Annotated in this window: 17 protein-coding genes; 13 read left to right on the forward strand and 4 right to left on the reverse strand. The window is 40.1% G+C overall.

Features of this window, described 5'->3' with window-relative positions; translation table 11 throughout:
• Window positions 1-128: 128 nt before the first annotated feature.
• Window positions 129-1,415, forward strand: coding sequence for a citrate synthase (locus tag ACFQ3S_RS02930; protein WP_377161066.1), 1,287 nt, complete (start codon window positions 129-131; stop codon window positions 1,413-1,415).
• 300 nt (window positions 1,416-1,715) lie between these two features.
• Here the strand turns inward: ACFQ3S_RS02930 and ACFQ3S_RS02935 are convergent, their stop codons facing one another.
• Together ACFQ3S_RS02935 and ACFQ3S_RS02940 are read right to left on the reverse strand one after the other, a co-directional pair.
• On the reverse strand, window positions 1,716-2,411 hold the full coding sequence (locus tag ACFQ3S_RS02935; RefSeq protein WP_377161068.1) for a hypothetical protein: 696 nt from the start codon (window positions 2,409-2,411) through the stop codon (window positions 1,716-1,718).
• On the reverse strand, window positions 2,411-2,866 hold the full coding sequence (locus tag ACFQ3S_RS02940; protein WP_377161069.1) for a hypothetical protein: 456 nt from the start codon (window positions 2,864-2,866) through the stop codon (window positions 2,411-2,413). The genes ACFQ3S_RS02935 and ACFQ3S_RS02940 overlap by 1 nt, the downstream gene beginning before the upstream one ends.
• 150 nt (window positions 2,867-3,016) lie before the next feature.
• Here ACFQ3S_RS02940 and ACFQ3S_RS02945 point away from each other — a divergent pair, with 150 nt between their 5' ends.
• From ACFQ3S_RS02945 to ACFQ3S_RS02955, 3 genes are all read left to right on the forward strand, one after another.
• Complete coding sequence (locus tag ACFQ3S_RS02945; RefSeq protein ID WP_377161071.1) at window positions 3,017-4,246, forward strand: NADP-dependent isocitrate dehydrogenase; 1,230 nt, start codon at window positions 3,017-3,019, stop codon at window positions 4,244-4,246.
• 406 nt (window positions 4,247-4,652) lie between these two features.
• Window positions 4,653-6,170, forward strand: coding sequence for a carboxylesterase/lipase family protein (locus tag ACFQ3S_RS02950; protein ID WP_377161073.1), 1,518 nt, complete (start codon window positions 4,653-4,655; stop codon window positions 6,168-6,170).
• A gap of 59 nt (window positions 6,171-6,229) precedes the next feature.
• The gene (locus ACFQ3S_RS02955; RefSeq protein ID WP_377161075.1) at window positions 6,230-6,814 is read left to right on the forward strand and encodes an LOG family protein; all 585 of its coding nucleotides are present in this window, start codon (window positions 6,230-6,232) and stop codon (window positions 6,812-6,814) included.
• 236 nt (window positions 6,815-7,050) lie between these two features.
• Here ACFQ3S_RS02955 and ACFQ3S_RS02960 read toward each other — a convergent pair whose 3' ends face one another.
• Together ACFQ3S_RS02960 and ACFQ3S_RS02965 are read right to left on the reverse strand one after the other, a co-directional pair.
• A complete protein-coding gene (locus ACFQ3S_RS02960) occupies window positions 7,051-7,278 on the reverse strand; it encodes a hypothetical protein (protein WP_377161077.1) in 228 nt (75 codons plus the stop codon).
• A 7-nt stretch (window positions 7,279-7,285) separates the two neighbouring features.
• Complete coding sequence (locus ACFQ3S_RS02965; protein WP_377161079.1) at window positions 7,286-7,579, reverse strand: hypothetical protein; 294 nt, start codon at window positions 7,577-7,579, stop codon at window positions 7,286-7,288.
• A gap of 119 nt (window positions 7,580-7,698) precedes the next feature.
• On the opposite strand from ACFQ3S_RS02965, the gene ACFQ3S_RS02970 reads away from it, so the two are divergent.
• The 9 genes from ACFQ3S_RS02970 to ACFQ3S_RS03010 all read left to right on the forward strand — a co-directional run bounded on the left by ACFQ3S_RS02970 (window position 7,699) and on the right by ACFQ3S_RS03010 (window position 17,249).
• A complete protein-coding gene (locus ACFQ3S_RS02970) occupies window positions 7,699-8,082 on the forward strand; it encodes a helix-turn-helix domain-containing protein (RefSeq protein WP_377161081.1) in 384 nt (127 codons plus the stop codon).
• 288 nt (window positions 8,083-8,370) lie between these two features.
• Window positions 8,371-9,336 (forward strand): thioredoxin-disulfide reductase, encoded by a 966-nt coding sequence (gene trxB, locus ACFQ3S_RS02975; RefSeq protein WP_377161083.1) that lies wholly within the window; start codon window positions 8,371-8,373, stop codon window positions 9,334-9,336.
• 310 nt (window positions 9,337-9,646) lie between these two features.
• A complete protein-coding gene (locus tag ACFQ3S_RS02980) occupies window positions 9,647-11,959 on the forward strand; it encodes a family 20 glycosylhydrolase (RefSeq protein WP_377161085.1) in 2,313 nt (770 codons plus the stop codon).
• Between the two features lie 88 nt (window positions 11,960-12,047).
• Window positions 12,048-12,857, forward strand: coding sequence for a hypothetical protein (locus ACFQ3S_RS02985; protein WP_377161087.1), 810 nt, complete (start codon window positions 12,048-12,050; stop codon window positions 12,855-12,857).
• Between the two features lie 48 nt (window positions 12,858-12,905).
• Entirely contained in the window at window positions 12,906-13,475 is a 570-nt protein-coding gene (locus ACFQ3S_RS02990) for a Crp/Fnr family transcriptional regulator (protein ID WP_377161089.1), read from the forward strand.
• A 78-nt stretch (window positions 13,476-13,553) separates the two neighbouring features.
• Window positions 13,554-13,907, forward strand: coding sequence for a YciI family protein (locus ACFQ3S_RS02995; protein ID WP_377161091.1), 354 nt, complete (start codon window positions 13,554-13,556; stop codon window positions 13,905-13,907).
• 7 nt (window positions 13,908-13,914) lie between these two features.
• Window positions 13,915-14,334 carry a hypothetical protein gene (locus tag ACFQ3S_RS03000; protein WP_377161093.1) on the forward strand — a complete coding sequence of 140 codons (420 nt, stop codon included), beginning with the start codon at window positions 13,915-13,917 and terminating at the stop codon, window positions 14,332-14,334.
• 10 nt (window positions 14,335-14,344) lie between these two features.
• Entirely contained in the window at window positions 14,345-14,731 is a 387-nt protein-coding gene (locus ACFQ3S_RS03005) for a VOC family protein (protein ID WP_377161095.1), read from the forward strand.
• Window positions 14,732-15,248: 517 nt separating this feature from the next.
• Window positions 15,249-17,249, forward strand: coding sequence for a tetratricopeptide repeat-containing sensor histidine kinase (locus ACFQ3S_RS03010; RefSeq protein ID WP_377161097.1), 2,001 nt, complete (start codon window positions 15,249-15,251; stop codon window positions 17,247-17,249).
• Window positions 17,250-17,281: the final 32 nt, after the last annotated feature.

Raw genomic sequence — 17,281 nt, forward strand, 5'->3', positions numbered from 1 at the left:
AATAAAAACTAAAACAAAAGGTTATATTTTGTATTAAGTTAAGGTAATATTTAAGTGATAAAACCATCTGCAACCCTAATTAATAGCATAATTATTTACATTTGTTGCAGATACAACCCATTATTTCTATGTCGGAAACAGCACAACTAAAAATTGGTGATAAAACTTATGATTTGCCTGTTATAGAAGGTACAGAGAATGAAAAAGCATTAGATATATCCAAGCTTCGCGATTTGACCGGCTATGTTACTTTAGATATTGGTTACAAAAATACCGGTGCCACCAAAAGCGCTATTACTTTTTTAGATGGTGAACTGGGTGTTTTAAAATACCGCGGTTACCCCATTGAACAGCTGGCCGAAAAATCCACGTTTATTGAAGTTGCTTACCTATTAATTTACGGCACATTGCCTACCCAGGAGAAACTGGATAAATTTCAATCGGAGATTAACCGCCATACTTTAGTGCATGAGGACATGAAGAAGTTTTTTGATGGTTTCCCGTCAAAATCGCATCCCATGGGTCAGCTGTCTTCCTTAATTGGTGCTTTGGCCGCTTTCAACCCCGAATCGTTAGAGCCGGGATTAAGCCCCGAAATAGTTGACCTGGAGATTCATAAGCTGATCGCTAAAATGAGCACTATTGTATCCTGGATATATAAAAAATCGTTAGGCCACCCGGTTAACTATCCTCAAAACAAATTTGATTACGTTACCAACTTCATGTACATGACCTTTGGTCAGCGTACCGAAGAATACCAGATAAACCCGGTAGTTATTAGTGCCATGAACAAGCTGCTCATCCTGCATGCCGATCATGAGCAAAACTGCTCGGCTTCAACCGTGCGTATAGTGGGTTCGTCAGATGCTAACCTGTACGCCTCAATTTCGGCAGGAATATCGGCCCTGTGGGGGCCGCTGCATGGCGGTGCTAACCAGGCTGTTATTGAAATGCTGGAACAAATTAAAGAAGACGGTGGGGATACAGACAAATGGATCAATAAAGCTAAAGACAAGAACGATCCGTTTCGTTTAATGGGCTTCGGCCACCGCGTGTATAAAAACTTCGACCCGCGCGCCAAGATTATTAAAAAAGCCTGCGACGATATTTTAGAGAACTTAGGTGTAGAAGACGAAGTTTTGGAAATTGCCAAACGACTGGAAGAAGTAGCCCTGAAAGATCCGTACTTTGTAGAGCGTAAATTATATCCAAACGTTGATTTTTACTCGGGTATTATTTACCGTGCGTTAGGTTTCCCAACCGATATGTTCACTGTACTGTTCGCATTAGGCCGCCTGCCGGGATGGATTGCACAGTGGAAAGAAATGAAAGAAAATAAAGAGCCCATAGGCCGCCCACGCCAAATTTATACTGGTGCAACTAATTTGGATTATAACGACATCGGCAGCCGCTAACTATTACAAGCAATTATAATAGTTAGAAATATTTTAAACGGTTAATTACGTAGCTTTTAAAGAAGATTTTTAAAAGAAAAACACTGTTTATGCATTGTGAAAATGCTATTGTTTAAAAATGCTGTAAACTACACTAATAATATTCAGATTTTAAACATCCATTAATAGTTGTTGTTAGTTACCCCGATAATTGGAACAACTTATAGTATAACAGCTCTGCAGTAAAACAGGGCTGTTATATTTTTTATAGATTTACCTATTAAAACAATCAAAGCGGGTTATTTCCAGGTTTAGGTATTATTACTTAGTTAGCGATTTTCGATATGAGGTAAAACCACCAATAGCAAATTTAACACCTACCACAAACTGCATATACATATCCTTGCGTACACCTGCTTTAATACCATCGAGCTGATCGCCCAGTACGTAATTGTATTGGTACCCTAAATCAACTTTAATATTGGGTTCGTTATAACTGTTGAAGATCTTGAATTCATATCCTACTTTCACAGGTATAAACACTTCGCTGCTGGTGTTACGCCCTGGCGATGTAAAATCGGGGATATATAATGAGGTGCGGTTAATCTCCGACATGTTGTTGTACATTACACCCACGCCAGCACTTAAATAAATATTTTTAAGTGCGTTGAAAATAGTGCGGTTTTCATAATCTAAAAACTCGCCGGCTTGTATTTGCGCCCGGAAACTAACAGCGGTATAATTATTTTTAAACTGGCGGCCCGATAAGGTAAGCAACGAATCGCCACCGGCCAACCTGCCCAACTGTACCTCAGCTATATAATTTAAGAACGGGGTGTGGTTATAAGTGAAATTTAAATGAACAGCCGGTGTGCCTTTTATGGTTTCAGCATCGGTATATGCATAATTGAGTGCGGCAGCAGCACCCACATCATATTGCGCGTAATTGTAACCTAATTGTGCCTTGGCCAACATAACCGTAAAGCAAATACCTATGGTAAAAATCAGCTTTTTCATTACGGTAAACGGTTATAAGTATATTGATACCTGGTAGAAGTGGTTATACCTGCTTCGGTAGTGGTTAAGGTTTCGTAAAGCACTAATTCATTAAGCGGGTCTAAACTATCTATAAAATATTTTAACAGCAAATCGCCGCTTTTAAAACTTAACGTTTGCGGATTGGTTAATGAGTTGGCTGAGTAGTAACCCTCAAATACCTTCGCGTATAAGGTAGAGGAGTAGGTGGCGGCATTACCAGTTTTAAATTCAAAAAAATCATTACTGGTAAAGTTGTTAATAACGGTAGATGAAGCAGGATCAGCCACCGGGATGATCTCCAATTGTTTCAGGTACCATTTGCCCAATAAATTAATGTTTTGCAGGGTGGAGGGTACTATGGCTTCGTCTTGCTTGCAGCCGCCGGTAAATAGCAGCAGCACTAATATAAATACGCCGTAAATGTTTTTCATCATATCTTTGGCCTTAAAAGTAGTATTTTATTTATAGGCCACCAATTTTTGATTACTACGTTTAAACAAAAGTTTAAGTTATAAAATTTGGCTATAGGCAAAATGTATATATTTGAGCGTTTTTAAAAAAAATAGAACTACAATAAACCCGATATGTCAAAAATTAAAGTAGAAAATCCGGTAGTTGAACTGGATGGCGATGAGATGACCCGCATCATCTGGCAATTTATCAAAGACAAACTGATTCTTCCGTACCTGGAGGTTGATCTGAAGTATTATGATTTGGGTATTGAATACCGCGACGAAACTAACGATCAGGTAACCGTTGATGCCGCCAATGCAATTAAGCAATATGGTGTAGGTGTTAAATGTGCTACCATTACGCCCGATGAAGAACGCGTTAAAGAATTTGGCCTGAAACAAATGTGGAAATCGCCAAATGGAACTATCCGTAACATTTTAGATGGTACCGTTTTTCGCGAGCCTATTTTAATGAATAATGTACCCCGATTGGTGCCAAACTGGACAGCCCCAATTTGCATTGGTCGTCATGCTTTTGGCGATCAGTATCGCGCTACCGATTTTGTAACCAAAGGCAAAGGTAAATTAACCATTACTTTTACGCCGGAAGATGGCAGCGATGTGCAATCTTTTGAAGTGTTTAACTTTAAGAGCGATGGCGTAGCTATGGCTATGTACAACACCGATGAGTCTATCCGCGGTTTTGCACATGCTTGCTTTAACCAGGCTTTAATGAAAAAATGGCCTTTATACCTATCCACTAAAAACACCATCCTTAAAAAATACGACGGCCGTTTTAAAGATATATTTGAAGAGATCTATCAGGCAGATTACAAAGCTAAGTTTACCGAAGCCGGTATTGTTTATGAGCACCGTTTAATTGACGACATGGTGGCATCGGCCTTAAAATGGAACGGTAACTTTGTTTGGGCTTGTAAGAATTATGACGGCGATGTACAGAGCGACACTGTGGCACAAGGTTTCGGTTCATTAGGTTTAATGACGTCTACCTTAATTACCCCCGATGGTACGGTTATGGAAGCCGAAGCAGCACACGGTACCGTAACCCGTCACTACCGCGAACACCAGGCCGGCCGCCCAACATCAACCAACCCAATAGCCTCTATTTTTGCCTGGACCCGTGGTTTAGAGTTTCGTGGTAAACTGGACGGTAACCAGGAGCTGATTGATTTTTGCCATGCTTTAGAGCAGGTTTGTGTTGAAACTGTAGAAAGCGGCAAAATGACCAAAGATTTAGCTATTACCGCTAAAGCTAAGGTTGAGCATGGTGTTGATTACTTGTACACCGAAGAGTTTCTGGAAGCTATCAACGAAAACCTGAAAGTTAAATTAGGTAAATAATATTATCTCACTATTTATATTATAGCCTGTGCAGCAACTGTACAGGCTTTTTTGTTTCGCAACTAATACAAACTACTTTTGTTGATATGAAGAGCCTATTTAAAATTGCGATTGTCCTCTCGAACGATAATGAGAGATCTTGTTTAGACCTGCATGTAGCCGACTTTGCAGGAGTAACAGGATTTCTCGTAACCTCGAAACGACAGATTTTTACAATTTTAAACTGCCTCTTAGTCCATATAACTGCTTAACGCACAAGCTGTAATCTATGAGGATTATTATTCACTGCTATTGTCACAACTTGCTTTCATTTTAAATAAACTAACCTCAAGCAACTTGTGTTAATTAGTTAGATTTGTAATACCAATTACCTCAGTTTCGTGCGATGAATAGGATTGCCTTTTTAATGTTAATTTCAATAGCTGTAAGTGCCAATGCACAAAACCAGCTGCAGGTTAAAACCGCTAATGGTGTATTAGAGGGTGTTGCCGAAGCAAATGGCGTTCGCTCTTATAAAGGCATTGCGTTTGCGCAACCTCCGGTTGGTAATTTGCGCTGGGTAGCTCCCCAAGCCCCTAAAAACTGGGAGGGCGTACGTAAGGCAGATCACTTTGGGCCCCGTGCTATACAGTTTAGCTTATTTAGTGATATGATATTCAGGAGCGATGGCAAAAGCGAAGATTGCCTTTACCTGAACGTATGGACGCCGGCTAAATCATCAAAAGAAAAGTTACCGGTACTGGTTTACTTTTATGGCGGAGGCTTTATAGCAGGTGATGGTTCGGAAGGGCGCTATGATGGGGAGAGCATGGCAAAAAAAGGCATTATAGCTATTACGGTGAATTACCGTTTGGGTGTGTTCGGCTTTTTCGCGCATCCCTGGTTAACTAAAGAATCATCCAACCATGCTTCGGGAAATTATGGTTTAATGGATCAGCATGAGGCTATAATTTGGGTACAAAAAAATATTGCAGCCTTTGGTGGCGACCCTAAAAAGGTAACCATTGCCGGTGAATCGGCAGGGTCTATGTCGGTTAGTGCGCAGGTGGTGTCGCCTTTATCTAAAGGATTATTTGCCGGTGCTATTGGCGAGAGCGGTGCTATATTAGGCAACTTGTCGCCTGTTACATTAGCGGATGCGGAGCAAAACGGGGTGAAATTTGCCGCTGGTGCCGGTGCCACATCATTGGCAGGTTTGCGCGAAATTCCGGCCGATAAGTTACTGAACATGTCGGCATCTTCGCGTTTTTCCATCACTGTAGACGGTTATTTTCTGCCTCAATTTCCACAAGTTATTTTTGATTCTGGCAAACAAATGAAAGTACCTTTGTTAGCCGGCTGGAACTCTGCCGAAGGCGATTACCGCGCCGTAGTAGGAGGAAATGAGCCTACACCGGAGGCTTACAAAAACGCCCTGCAGAAATTATATGGCGATAAAGCTAACGAAGTATTTCAGGAGTATCCGGCCACTACAACAGAGGAGGTGAAACGAGTGGCTACCGAATTAGCGTCTGACCGTTTTATTGCTTTCAGCACCTGGAAGTTTACCAATCTGCATAGCAAAACCAGTGGCAAGCCTGTTTACAGATATTATTATACCCGCAAGCGCGGTGATCCCGAAAAGTCATCTGGTGCCGTACACTCAGCCGAAATAGAGTACGCTTTGGGAAACCTGAATTACAATAAAGCCTATAACTGGACAGCCGATGACTTTAAAGTGTCGGAAACTATGCAAAGTTATTTTCTGAATTTCATTAAAACAGGAAACCCTAATGGGAAAGGATTACCAGCCTGGCCTGCTTTGCAAAACCGTACGCCTAATGAGGTAATGGTTATTGACGTGAACAGCAAATTGGCACCCGAAATTAACCCTAAGCGCTATTTATTACTGGATGCGATGTACAAACAAGATTCTAACAAATAACTTGACCGTTATTAATAACTACTTAATCCAATAAACTACACACTAATCAACCCGAAAATATGAAATCTATCTGTGTATTTTGCGGCGCTAATTTTAACGATGATCCTTTACTTACCCAGGCTATAGATGAGCTGTCCCAAGTAATGGTAAGTAGAGATATGACCCTGATATTTGGTGGCGGCAGGGTAGGGGTAATGGGTATGATAGCTGATGCCATTATGAAAAAAGGGGGTAAGGCCATAGGCGTAATACCAGAATTTCTTTTGAACAAAGAAGTAGGACATACCGGCTTAACCGAATTGCATGTAGTGCAAAATATGCACCAGCGCAAAAAAATGATGAACGATCTTTGTGATGGTATAATAACCCTGCCGGGCGGCTTTGGAACGCTTGAAGAGTTTTTTGAAGTATTGACCTGGCTGCAATTAGGCCTGCACCAAAAGCCAATAGGTATATTAAATGTAAACGGGTTTTACGATTTTTTACTCAAGCAAATGGATGTGATGGTGGAACAGCGTTTCCTGAAACCGATAAACCGCCAGTTGGTAATTACCTCAACCAATGCCATAGAACTGGTAACTTTGATGGAAAACTTTAACGCCCAGCCCGATGACGTGTGGTTTAAAGATCGGAATTTAATTTAGCAGAGTGAAAATGTGAGGATGTGAAAATGTGAGGATGTGCAAATATATAGATGGTGCATTTGGCTATCATTTCTCATAACTGTTTGAAGCGACAAGTTTTAAATATATAAAACAACTCGCCATGGCTGCAACTTCCCTTTACTGACTACTGACTACTGACTACTGACTACTGACTACTGACTACTGACTACTGACTACTGACTACTGACTACTGACTACTGACTACTGACTACTGACTACAAAGCCCAGTCCATTTCCATGGCGTTAAGCCACTGCTCCATGAGGTTATTGATTTGGAGGATGCGGTTGGCCAGGTATTTCATATATTCCTGCCGGTGATCTTTCGCTGTTTCAGGTTCGGTAAGCCCCAAAAGTTCTAATTGTATCTGTTCGTCAAAGGCCGATTGTTTTAAACGTTGCTCTTCTAATAATGCAGCAAAATATTGATGGTTTAAGGATTGCATAATAAGTTTAAAGTTTTTGCGCTAAGTATAAATCCGTATCAGTTAGTTCGGTAATGGGGCTGGCTACAATCACAAAGTTTTGTAGTTCGCCGGGGTGCAGTGCAAATAATTTTTCTAACAAAGCTACCTTTTCGTGCGGTATATCCCGACTGTCATTTAGTTTAATATTACGGTAATTTGCAAATGTTCTGGGGCTAACATCTAACAATTCAGGTATAAGCCGCATGGCATGGCGGTACTGCAAAACCGGAAGTTGATTCAAAAATTCATCTATCCGGTATTTAAATGTGTTTTCAACCATAAATTTCCGTAATAAGTAAAAAATTTCTAAAGTTTGTAATAAATTACAAACACTAAGCTAAATTAAAGTTTAGTAAAAATAAAATTTAATATTAACTTTTTTATATTATTTACCAGTAAATGACTTTTAAGCAATCAGATAATTTTTTTGGTATTATGGAGCGCAACATCAGGCAGCAGTCTAAAGCTTTAGGTATTACCTTGTCTGATCTGGCTAAAAATATAGAAATGACGGAGGCAGGCTTTTACAAAATGCTGTCAACCGATAGCATTAAGGTAAAAACGCTCAAAAAAATAGCAGAAGTTTTAAAACAGCCTATCCCGTTTTTTTTGGAGGAACATTTGTCTGGTTCAAACTACCAAAATATTTCGGCCCCGGCGCAACTGGCCGAACCCAATGTGGGTTATTACAATGAAAAAGAAAATCTGAAAGAACAGATAAGTATTCTAAAAAACCAGCTAAAGGATAAGGAAAAGATTATTCAGTTGTTGAGTAAGGAGTAAATACACCTTACGCTGTTACTATCGCTTTCTTAAACCAGGTTAATACGTTATAGCGCTTACATAAATATATCACCGTCATAATAATCATATTGCCTCCCTTATTTTTTTACGCTTTGTTAGTTATACTGTTTACGTGTCTATTCTCGCTTTAGTTGTACTATTTAATCAGTGTTAATAAGCAGTAATATTTATAAACGCAGTATCATAAAAGCATGGCACTCAATTGACGTTATGGTATTTGCGGTATAGGCTTTAAAAGCTTAAATTTGTAGATAAATAATTTCGCTGATGTCTCAAGATACAGAACACGTTAAATGCCTGATCATTGGTTCGGGTCCTGCCGGTTATACCGCTGCCATATATGCTGCCCGCGCAGATCTGAAACCCGTATTATACACCGGTATGATTGCCGGCGGGCAGTTAACCCAAACTACCGATGTAGAAAACTTTCCGGGTTACCCACAAGGTATAATGGGTCCGGAGATGATGGACGATTTTCGTAAGCAAGCCGAGCGTTTTGGTACCGATATTCGTTTTGGTTATGTAAGTTCTGTTGATTTTTCGAGTTTGCCGCATAAAGTAGTGGTTGATGAGGTAAAAACTATTACGGCCGATACCGTGATTATTTCAACCGGTGCATCAGCCAAATGGTTAGGGTTAGAATCTGAGCAAAAATATAACGGCTTTGGAGTTTCGGCCTGTGCTGTTTGTGATGGTTTCTTTTTCCGCGGACAGGATGTTGCCATTGTAGGTGCAGGTGATACCGCTGCCGAAGAGGCTACATACTTAGCCAAACTTTGCAGAAAAGTGTACATGCTAATTCGCCGCGATGAGTTTCGTGCTTCCAAAGCCATGGTTACCCGTGTGCAAAATACGGCTAACATCGAGATATTGTACAACACAGAGACAAAGGAGATTTTAGGTAACCAGCAGGGAGTTAACGGTATAGCTATATATAATAACAAAACAGGGCAAGATAGTGTGCTGGAAGTTACCGGTTTCTTTGTGGCTATCGGTCATCACCCTAACACCGATATTTTTAAAGGTATTATTGATATGGACGAAACCGGCTATATACAAACCAAGCCCGGTACCACCCAAACCAACGTTGAGGGCGTATTTTGCTGTGGCGATGCACAAGACAATATTTATCGCCAGGCTGTAACCGCCGCAGGTACGGGTTGTATGGCCGCTTTAGATGCCGAACGTTACTTAGCCGCCAAAGAGGCTGAAGAAGTAATGGCTCATTTATAAGCATTCAAACACCTTATTAATGAGGGTATGTGAAAACATAAAAAGCTGTCTTTTTGAAGGCAGCTTTTTATGTTTTGATGTGTTTGGTACCTGTTAAGATTTGACAGATTTTATATGGATAATTATGCATCGTAAGCCTTAGGTATAAATAAGTTATTCGTCTCATTACTTACATGTCGTATCAAGTATTATATTAACAAGGGTCGTTTTAAAACAGTATTCAACTACATTTTTTACAATTTCATTAACCGGTATCCCTCAAAATCTGCTAACTTCACCATCTGTTATTTTTAAACTGATTATGTTAAGTATGCCTCTTAAATATTGTTCCCTGTTACTTTTAGCCGTTACTATTACTACCCATGCAGCACTTGCGCAAGTACCAGTTGCCGACCCTAATTTGGGCATTATACCGGCACCGGTATCGGTACAAAAGCAGGCTGGCACCTTTACATTAAGTCAGGAAACAACCATACAGGCCGATACTGTTAATAATCAAGCTGTTCAGTTTTTAACTGCGTACCTGCAAAACAAGTATATGCTCAAAAACAAGTTGCAAACTTATACTGGCACACCTGTTGCAAATGCTATAGTTGTTACCTCAACCGGCACCGAAAACCTGCCTGCCGAAGGTTATCGTTTAACTATAGCTCCCAACCAAATCACTATTGCTGGTAAAGGAGCGGGCTTATTTTATGGTATGCAAACTTTAATACAATTAATGCCTTTAGAGCGCGCTGCTACTGCTAAATTACCTTGTGCACGTATAGAAGATTATCCGCGTTTTGGTTACCGTGGTATGCACCTGGATGTAAGCCGCCACTTTTTTTCGGTTGAATTTGTTAAACGTTATCTTGATTTGATGGCAGCTTACAAGCTCAATACCTTTCACTGGCATTTAACCGATGACCAGGGCTGGCGCATCGAGATCAAGAAATACCCTAAGTTAACTCAAGTGGGTAGCCAGCGTGCCGAAACTTTGATAGGTAACTACCACGACCGCATGCCCCAGCAATTTGACGGTACACCTTACGGCGGTTTTTACACCCAAGACCAGATCAGGGAAGTTATACAATACGCCGCCAGCAAATATATTACCATTATACCCGAAATTGAAATGCCCGGGCATGCTATGGCTGCACTGGCCGCTTACCCCGAGCTAAGCTGCGATGTGAACATGCAATACAAAGTATCGGGTACCTGGGGTGTATTCAACAATATATTTTGCCCTACCGAAAAAACGTTTACCTTTTTGCAGGATGTTTTAAGTGAGGTAATAAATCTTTTCCCCAGTAAATACATACACATTGGCGGCGATGAGGCACCCAAAGTGGTTTGGAAATCATCGGCAGAGGCACAGGCTATCATTAAAAAACTGAAGCTTAAAGATGAACACGGCCTGCAAAGCTATTTCATACAACGTATGGAAAAGTTTGTGAACAGCAAAGGGCGCAGCATTATTGGTTGGGATGAGATACTGGAAGGCGGACTGGCACCCAATGCCACTGTAATGAGCTGGCGTGGCGAGGCCGGTGGTATAGCGGCAGCCAGGCAAAACCATAATGTTATCATGACCCCAAGCAGTAGTGGTTTATATTTAGACCATGCCCAGGCCCGGTCAGATCTGGAACCGTTAGGCATAGGTGGTTTTACACCGCTTGTAAAAACATATATTTATAACCCAACACCGGCGGCATTAACTGCTGCCCAGCAAAAATATATATTGGGCGTACAGGCCAACATGTGGACAGAGTATATTGCCACCGAAGCCAAAGCCGAGTATATGCTTTTACCCCGCATGATGGCACTTTCGGAAGTGGCATGGACGCCTTTAGCCAATAAAAACTATACCGACTTTGCCGAAACCCGCCTCCCCAAACACCTGGCCTGGCTGGATGCCAACAAGTTTAACTACCGTGTACCGGTGGCTATTGGCGCAAAAGATACGTCGTATTCTGCGGCACAGCTTACCGCCAATTTAAGAACACCGGTTACAGGAGCTAAAATATATTATACTATTGATGGTTACACGCCCAGCGAAAAGGATTTGGAGTACACACGTCCTTTAAGCTTTAATATTCCGGCAGATCAATACCTGGAGTTTAAAACCATTGTAATAACACCTACCGGGAAGCGTAGCTTAATAACCACCACTAAGGTTTTTAACCGCACTCCCTTGCCGGCCATTACCTACAATGGTACAAACCCTGGGGTTAAGTATGAATTGGTTGCCGGTTTGTTTTCTAATACAGGCGAATTAGATGGTGCCCGTGTGCTTGACACAGGTGTGGTACGTACATTTAATACGGCTGCTTATAAAAAAGCCAACCGTACCTTCGGCATTACCTACGAAGGTTGTTTTACCGTAGATGCCGATGGTAAATACATCTTTTCTACCCAAAGCGATGATGGTTCTGTAATTTATATAGACGACCAATTGGTGGTTAATAACGATGGCAAGCACAGCCTGTATGAACAGGCGGGTGAGGTGTTGCTGCAAAAAGGTCAGCATAAATTTACCCTCAAATATTTTGAAGGAGGCGCATTTAGTACTTTGCGTGTGTACTTAACAATGCCGGGCAAACCCAAAGGTGAGTTTTCGGCAGAGAATATGGTGAATTAAGTAGGAAAGACTATAGAGTCGGGAGTACAACGTACAGAGACGAAAAACAAAGATTTTCAATAACTTAACAACCCAATAACTACTATTGATGATAGATATAAAGCATTATTTATACCTGTTGCTGGGCAGCATGGCCATTGTGGCAAGCTGTAGTAGCCCGGCAAAAAAAACTGAGGCTACCGCACCAATGGCCACAGCTGCACCTCAAATAATGATACCTTTCCGTTTCCATAAAACTATTGAAGTTGCGCCGGGTCAGTATTATGATGTACTGGCTTGGGGCAGGGGCTCGCAAACGGTTGGTGCTTTCGAGATTTTGCGGTCCGATTCGGCAACCATGAAATACACTACCACAACCGGTGACCTGGAAGGTAGTATTAAAGAAGTTTTGAACGCCGATATGGACACCGACGGCAACCCCGAGATATTTATACATACCCAGGCTACCGATAGTACCAATGCCGCCAAGATTTATGCGTTTGAATACAATAACGATAAGGCCCGCGAACTTGATTTTCCGAGGCTTACCCGCTCGCAAAAAAAAGGGTACCGCGGTAACGATAACTTTTTTGTAAAAGACGGCAACCTCATGCGCGAGTTTAACGTGTACGATGAAACCGACTCTTTGGCTACAAAACCTATTGATAAGCGTTCGATCAGGTATAGCTTGCGTGGTAACAATATATCGGCTAATCAAATCAGTACCGATACGGCCACTGTTAGGGAAAACAGCATTGCGCCTGTAGCGGTTGAAAGTAACCCATCCAGTTCACAAAGTGGGTCAAACTCTGGTAGCACGGGTGTGCGTAAAAAGTCTACTGTTAAAACATCAGCAAACAAAAGCCGTTCGTTACGTAAAAAGCAAGTGAGTAAAAAACGTAGGCGCCGTAGCCGTTAATACCTGGTAATTTGTAATCGTATAAATAAAAATATATTTCATACGCAGATGATAGATATACTCCGGCAGCATATTGTTGATCGTATAGGTGATGATACCAACCAACTTGAGGAAGTACTAAGTCATTTTAAGTATTTGAAAGCCAGCCGTAATCAGCAATTGGTTAAGCAGGGCCAAGTTTGCCGTTATGTGTATTTTATAGCACGCGGCTGCCTGCAAGTGTACGTGGAAAACCCGGATGCTAATGAAACTACCCGAGATATTGTTATAGAAGATAACTGGTGTTCTGATTTGATCAGCTTTGGCCAGCAGATACCCGCTACCGAAAATATAAGGGCGGTAGAGCCGTGTGATATTTTTGCCATTAACCGGCAAAGCTTTCAAACTATGATGGAAACAGTGCCCCAGTTTGATAAGGTCTACAGGCAAATTTTGGAAGCTTCTTATGCTAACTCGGTTTATCGTATTAATACTTTTGTGGCGTTAAACGCGCTTAACCGAATCAAATGGCTGATGGATTACCGGCCAAAACTCATGACGCGCTTGTCCAGTAAGCTCATTGCGTCTTATTTAGGTATCTCTAAAGAAACTTTTAGCCGGTTAAAGGGTAAACTTTAAAATGTTGACATTTGTCAACACCGTACGGTTTTAAATTGAAGATTTTTGATCTGTTGAACAATTTAAACACGTATAATTATGAACGAGTACCTTTTATTATTCCGTAATGCAAGTGGCCCGGGCGCCTATTTATCAACCACGCAGGATATGGCTGAGGATATGCCGAAGTGGCAAGCCTGGATAGGCAACATAGCCATGCAAGGTAAACTGGTATCAACAGCTCCTATTGAGTATGAGGGTGCATTTATCAGTAACGAAGGCACCACTGCCCATCCTTACAAAGAGGAAAACAGCGTTTTAATTTCCGGTTATTTGATATGCAAGGCCGATAGCCTGCAGGAAGCTGAAGCCTGGAGCAAAACATGCCCGATACTCAAGTATTTGCACAGCAGTGTGGAAATTAGGCCGTTAATTTCATTTCCAATAAATTAATATAGCCATGACAGACAAGATATTGAATACAGGCCGCTGGTTGTTCCCGCTTTCATTTATAATGTATATTGGCCTGCACCTGGGCAAGCCCGATGTGGGCGCGGCTTTCGTGCCCGATTATATTCCGTTCCCTTATTTCTTTAATTATTTTACAGCCGTTTGTATCCTGGCATTTATGGTTAGTGCATTAATTGGTAAATACGACAAACTGGCCTATGTTTTAATAGCATTTTACGTAATTTTAATGGCATTAATGGTACACTTGCCCAGGGCTATGGGGCATGAGTTAAATATGCAGGGCATGACGGGTTCTGTAGAACGTGAAAAGGAACTGGAAATGGTGAATTTTTTTCGCAACCTGATGGTGACAGGAGCTTTACTGGGTTTTGCCCGGTATGTAGCTAAAGATAAAAGGATTATACAATAAAACTTAAAAAATGGAAAAATTAAGCAAAACAACCAACGCGTTAAACTGGTTCGAAATACCGGTTACCGATGCTGCAAGAGCCAAAGCTTTTTATGAAAGTGTGTTTGACATACAAATGCAGCAATTTGAAATGATGGGTATGCAAATGATAATGTTTCCATCGCAAAGTCCTAAAACAGGAGGTGCGCTGGTGCAAAGCCCGCAACATATACCTGGTACAACAGGAGCGGTTATTTACCTCAACGGCAACCCTAACCTTCAATTAGTGTTGGATAGGATAGAAAATGCGGGTGGAAAAGTAACTATGCCCAAAACCCACATTAACCCCGAAACAGGTTATATGGCTTTTTTCATGGATACCGAGGGCAATGCGGTAGGCCTGCATTCGGGCGAGTAAAAATTAAAAAGGCAGCATTTAATTGGTGTGACCCCAAAAGTTTTTGTCTAACTTTTGGGGTTCACTTCAATATATGTTCTGCCTTTTTAAACTTTAATATAAGATAGAAGTTACCTAAATAAAGCTGTTAATATAATATTCACAGTTTTTTTTAATCTTTCCTCAAAAAGTGTCTGGCAATTATCACTATCATATAGGTTTAAACCTCCAATTTTGCATTCAATATACTATTATGTAAATAACTGTTATTATCTTTTAAAATAGTGTAATCAGGTTTATTTAATATGTCGGCTAAAATATTAATCAAGTGTTTTAGTCAGTATTACAAATCAGGTTTATCACAATAAAAAGATTATTATATATTTATATTTTTATTATTAATTATTGTTATTTTTAATGTTAATAATTTATATAATTGTTAACATTAAAAACAAATTAATAATAGAATGCTTTATTTGCCATACATAACTAAGTTTAGCATTCAATTCAGTATGCTTTAATTAGTAAATCCCGATAATTGTTACCTAATAACATTATAAAATTATATATCAAGAAGGTTTTATGCTTTCCAATATTTAGCAAAGATCTTGCTACACACCTGCTTTTTTTCGTTTTTATTTTAATACCTAATATCAGCCAGGCACAAAATTCACCAACGCATCATCCCAATATTATTGCACGTGTTGATTCTTTAAACAACAAAGCCTATCCTTTAATTAGGTTAGATGCCGGTAAGGCTTTTATTTTGCTTACCCAGGCCGAATTGCTGGCCACTGAATATCATTATACCAAAGGGTTGGCCGTAGCTTACCTTAACCAGGCTGAAGTGCTTAGTCAACGCGGTTACTCTAAACGTGCGTTAGAACTGTACTATCGTTCCATGCAATTGAGCAAACAAAATAAAGATATTTATAATGTTGCCCGTGCCGAGCAATATATAAGTGCTATAAAACGTACAAACGGAGGGCTCAATGAAACTGAAAAACTTTTATACCATACGCTCAAAATCTTTGAGTCGTTAAACAAGCCGGTTGATGTGGTAAATATTCAGTTGCGTTTAGGATTACTAAAAACCGATCAGAAAAATTACGAAGAAGCTAAACGATACTATGATGATGCATACCAGTTAAGCAGGAAAGCTAAATATACGTATGGAGAAAAAAAGAGTTTTTATAACAGGGCATTATTATATAAAAAGCTGCGTAAACCCGACTCGGCCATTTACTTTTTGCACAAAGCGTTAAAAATTGACATCTTAAATAACTATACATACGGCAAGGCATTATCTTACATTGAGCTAAGCCGGATTTATGTAAATTTGAAACAGTACGACAAAGCATTGCCTTATGCAAAACTGGCTTATAACAAAGCAGACAGTGTAGCCGCTCTGGAGTTAGTAAAAACAGCTGTCCAATTACTTTTGTATATCAGTAAGGAATCGGTTAATAAAGATGCGGTTATTGAATGGCAGGATGAACTTATTTTTATAGATAATACTATTAATGAGCGGGAAAGAAAGGAATCGAACGAGTTTATAGATGCCTTACGCATGCAGGAAGAACAACAGTTTAAAATGCAGCAGAATATCATTAACGTGCGTAAAAAAACCGAACAGCAACGTACGCTTATTATACTTTATACCGGTTTTTTACTTGTTTTTGTAATAATTGTTTTTACGCTTAGTTACAATTATAAAAAAGCCAGGCGATATTCGGCCGAACTGAAATTAAAGAACAAGCAAATTGAGCAGAATATTGATTTGCTCGATAAACTCAACGGTGAGGTTATTAGCCAGAACCAAAAGCTGGAAGACGATAATGAACTAAAAAACAAATTGCTTTCAATTATAACGCATGATTTGCGTAAGCCGTTAGCCAATACACAAAGCTTAATTCATTTAGTTAATATGGACCTGCTCTCCGAAGATGAATCTAAAGATCTGTTCGGCCAGTTAGAAGCGCAATATACCAGGGTAATGGGTTTAACCGATAACTTATTGTATTGGATAAAAGGGCAGGTAAGTAAAACTCCTACCGAATTAGTAGCTGTAAATTTACACCAGGTTGTAAGCAGTATAATTGAAGAGCAAAAAATACCTATTAGTGATAAGGATATTGAGGTAAATAATAACCTGCCTAAAGATTTGCAATGGCTCACCGAAACAGAGACACTACGTATTGTGATCAGAAACCTGCTTAACAATGCTATAAAGTTTACACCGGTTAAAGGCTGTATAGAAATATATGCCACAACAAATGAGACAGAAACCTGCATAACCCTGGAAGATAGCGGTATAGGTATGAGTAAAGAGGTAATGGAACGCATCAATAGCGAAAACTACTACACCACTAAAGGTACACAAAACGAAGAAGGCAGCGGTTTTGGGTTAATGCTCATTCGCGATCTGATTAAAAAACAGGATGGAAAACTACAAATCAATAGTACATTAGGAAAAGGTAGTGCATTTAGTATTACTTTTCCGGCTTCAACTGCCATATTACCGGTAGTGGGTTTGTAACTTAACGCCATATTGGGTTATATTTGTTACCA

Source organism: Mucilaginibacter terrae (genome assembly GCF_042679325.1).
In the GTDB taxonomy this organism is placed as follows: domain Bacteria; phylum Bacteroidota; class Bacteroidia; order Sphingobacteriales; family Sphingobacteriaceae; genus Mucilaginibacter; species Mucilaginibacter terrae.

Coding starts and splice junctions, on each gene's coding strand:
- ACFQ3S_RS02930 (WP_377161066.1), top strand. CDS start 129: ATGTCGGAAACAGCACAACTAAAAATTGGTGATAAAACTTATGATTTG.
- ACFQ3S_RS02935 (WP_377161068.1), bottom strand. CDS start 2,411: ATGAAAAAGCTGATTTTTACCATAGGTATTTGCTTTACGGTTATGTTG.
- ACFQ3S_RS02940 (WP_377161069.1), bottom strand. CDS start 2,866: ATGATGAAAAACATTTACGGCGTATTTATATTAGTGCTGCTGCTATTT.
- ACFQ3S_RS02945 (WP_377161071.1), top strand. CDS start 3,017: ATGTCAAAAATTAAAGTAGAAAATCCGGTAGTTGAACTGGATGGCGAT.
- ACFQ3S_RS02950 (WP_377161073.1), top strand. CDS start 4,653: ATGTTAATTTCAATAGCTGTAAGTGCCAATGCACAAAACCAGCTGCAG.
- ACFQ3S_RS02955 (WP_377161075.1), top strand. CDS start 6,230: ATGAAATCTATCTGTGTATTTTGCGGCGCTAATTTTAACGATGATCCT.
- ACFQ3S_RS02960 (WP_377161077.1), bottom strand. CDS start 7,278: ATGCAATCCTTAAACCATCAATATTTTGCTGCATTATTAGAAGAGCAA.
- ACFQ3S_RS02965 (WP_377161079.1), bottom strand. CDS start 7,579: ATGGTTGAAAACACATTTAAATACCGGATAGATGAATTTTTGAATCAA.
- ACFQ3S_RS02970 (WP_377161081.1), top strand. CDS start 7,699: ATGACTTTTAAGCAATCAGATAATTTTTTTGGTATTATGGAGCGCAAC.
- trxB (WP_377161083.1), top strand. CDS start 8,371: ATGTCTCAAGATACAGAACACGTTAAATGCCTGATCATTGGTTCGGGT.
- ACFQ3S_RS02980 (WP_377161085.1), top strand. CDS start 9,647: ATGCCTCTTAAATATTGTTCCCTGTTACTTTTAGCCGTTACTATTACT.
- ACFQ3S_RS02985 (WP_377161087.1), top strand. CDS start 12,048: ATGATAGATATAAAGCATTATTTATACCTGTTGCTGGGCAGCATGGCC.
- ACFQ3S_RS02990 (WP_377161089.1), top strand. CDS start 12,906: ATGATAGATATACTCCGGCAGCATATTGTTGATCGTATAGGTGATGAT.
- ACFQ3S_RS02995 (WP_377161091.1), top strand. CDS start 13,554: ATGAACGAGTACCTTTTATTATTCCGTAATGCAAGTGGCCCGGGCGCC.
- ACFQ3S_RS03000 (WP_377161093.1), top strand. CDS start 13,915: ATGACAGACAAGATATTGAATACAGGCCGCTGGTTGTTCCCGCTTTCA.
- ACFQ3S_RS03005 (WP_377161095.1), top strand. CDS start 14,345: ATGGAAAAATTAAGCAAAACAACCAACGCGTTAAACTGGTTCGAAATA.